Below are 2520 nucleotides of genomic sequence, written 5' to 3' on the forward strand. Positions count from 1 at the left end.
CTTCGCGCCGGGGGAGGAGAGGGAGCGGGTCATCGGACGATCCGCCAATCGGGACGATCGGAGAAGCATCCGCGGCCGGCACGAGGCACGTCTTCCGGCGGATCTCCGATCGGTGTTCGGCACGGAGGCGGGCTCATGGAACGGCGCGGTGCGTTCTCTGTATACAGGGTCGTTGTGAATAAGCAACCGGCTTGCTATACTTGAGATGCGGTCCCTTTCTTGCTCGTGGAGCGGGGCCGCTTTTTCGTACCCGTAAGAGGCTTCCTCATGCAGCAGCGTCCCGTCATCGGCATCCCCACGCAGAACCTGAAGTCCATCGACCGGATCCCCGAAGACCTTCCGGACTCGTGGATCATGAACCAGCGCTACTTCCTGGCGTGCGTCTCGGTGGGCGCGATCCCCTGGATGGTGCCGCTGCTGGACGAGGACCCCGACACGCTCCGGGGGATCTACGACCGGCTGGACGGGCTGTTCATCGCCGGCGGCGTGGACGTGGATCCGTCGTCGTACGGCGAGGAGCGCCACGAGCTGTGCGGCCGCGTGGACCTGCCGCGCGACCACGTGGAGCTGGCGATGGTGCGCTGGGCCATCGAGGACGGGAAGCCGGTGTTCGGCGTGTGCCGCGGGATGCAGGTGATCAACGTGGCGGCGGGCGGTACGCTGGTGCAGGACTGCTCGCTCTGGACCGACGCCATCAAGCACGACTACTTCCCCGGCGCGGGGTGGGACCGCGACCACCTGGCGCACGACATCCGCGTGGCGGAGACGTCGCGCCTGGCGTCGGCGTTCGGCGAGGCCGGGGGGATGGTGAACTCGATGCACCACCAGGGGATTCTTCGCATGGGCGACGGGCTGGTGGCCACCGCGTGGGCGTCGGACGGGCTGGTGGAGGCGGTGGAGGCGGCGCGCGAGGACCAGTGGATGGTGGGCGTGCAGTGGCACCCGGAGATGCTGATCGACACGCACCCCGGGACCAGGCGCCTCTTCGAGGACTTCATCGAGGCCGCCAACCAGTACCACAACGCCTCCGCCCTGGTCTGACCGGCGGCGGCGGGACGGATGGGATGCGAAGCATGAGTCATCCCGAATTTTGGCGAAGCGCCAGAAAGGGTGACATGGTACAGAGCCAGAGGTAGCTCAAGGCCGTACGGACACGATGGTAGCTCAAGGCCGTACGGACACGATAAAGCGGAGTCGGGGAAACCCGGCTCCGCTTTCCTGTTCTGGGGCAGAAGCGTTGGAGAAGGATGTCTCGGAGGGGCTTTAGGAGGGGATCGAGGAGACTGAGGAGGAAGGCGTAGACGAGGGCGACGATGAGGAGGAGCTTGAGTCGGTTGTCCCAGGACCAGAGGCGGGGGCTCTGCATGGCGAGCTCGGTCTTCCCGAATCGCCAGGTCATCTCGATCTGCCATCTCTTGGCGTAGGCGAAGACGATCCTCCACATGGCTGCGGGCGTGTCGGCGAGCTCGTTGGTCAGCAGATACCAAGGCTCGTGGCCCTTGCCCCTGCGCGAGACGACGAGCCAGAGAGGTCCGGGATACGCGTGGTGCCGGACGGGGATGGCAAGCACGCCCCGCCGGCTCCGCTGGCCGCCGCGGTCATTGACCATACGGGTCTGCCGCGTCTTCTTGCCACGCGCCAGCATCCACGCGGGAGCCGCGTTCCCGAGGAGGTCCTGGAGGTGGTTGCCCTTCTTCCACCGCATGACGAAGCGCGCGTCGGTGCGGGCGAGTGCCTCCAGCCAGGGAGCGCCGGCGAAGCCTCGATCGAAGATGTGGAGCACCGCCTGTCCCCATGCGGCGGCGCACTTCTCCAGGAGCGAAACCTCGACGTCGCGCATCTCCTCGGCCCGCTCTCCCCGGTTCGTCCACCAGCGCATCGCCGCCAGGACCGGTGGGCTGCCGGCGCCGATCAGGAGCAGCCCCAGCCAGTTCATCCCGGGAACGATGACGGGCGGTCCGCCGGGCGGGTTGTAGTAGCCTTTGCGGATCCGCTTCAGGCGCTTCGCCTTGGACGAGACGACCGAGCCGAGCCCTTCCAGTGCGATCGATTCCGGCTTCTCCCACACGCTCTCGTCCCAGATCGCCAGCGGATCACGCTGCCGGCAGATCCAGTCGAAGAGCTGGCGCTGCGCATGCTCCCACAGGTAGTCAACGAGCAGATCCGCGCTCCAGCGCTTGGAGCGCAGCAGGTTGCTCAGCCGTTTCGTCCCCGCGGCAGCTTTTTCGGGAGAGATGAGGAAGGCGCCGAGCTCCGAGAGCAGCAGCCCGGAATTGCGGTTTTGCAACAGCACTTCCACCGTTGCGCCCAGCGTCCGGACGAGCCTACTATCCAGCTGCTCGTCGAGCCGGGCCAGCAAGGGGGCGAGGAACCCCTTCAGCCGCTCACGGAACGTGTGGGCGAGTGCAGGAGTTGACGGCGCGCTCGTCTGCATAGAGTAGCCCTCCGATGGACGTGACCCATCGGAGGGCTACTTTGTTCACTTTCCGGGCCAGCCCGAAAATTCGGGATGACTCATGT

At 66.4% G+C, this 2520-nt stretch carries 2 protein-coding genes; one reads left to right on the forward strand and one right to left on the reverse strand.

Annotation, left to right across the window (positions count from 1 at the left end):
• The first annotated feature begins 267 nt into the window (after nucleotides 1-267).
• Nucleotides 268-1041 (forward strand): gamma-glutamyl-gamma-aminobutyrate hydrolase family protein, encoded by a 774-nt coding sequence (locus VE944_RS27235; RefSeq protein WP_324984627.1) that lies wholly within the window; start codon nucleotides 268-270, stop codon nucleotides 1039-1041.
• A gap of 37 nt (nucleotides 1042-1078) precedes the next feature.
• Here VE944_RS27235 and VE944_RS27240 read toward each other — a convergent pair whose 3' ends face one another.
• Nucleotides 1079-2434, reverse strand: coding sequence for a transposase (locus tag VE944_RS27240; RefSeq protein ID WP_324984630.1), 1356 nt, complete (start codon nucleotides 2432-2434; stop codon nucleotides 1079-1081).
• Between the last annotated feature and the right edge of the window lie 86 nt (nucleotides 2435-2520).

It is taken from the genome of Nostoc sp. (assembly GCF_035638895.1).
In the GTDB taxonomy this organism is placed as follows: Bacteria; Cyanobacteriota; Cyanobacteriia; order Cyanobacteriales; family Nostocaceae; genus Nostoc.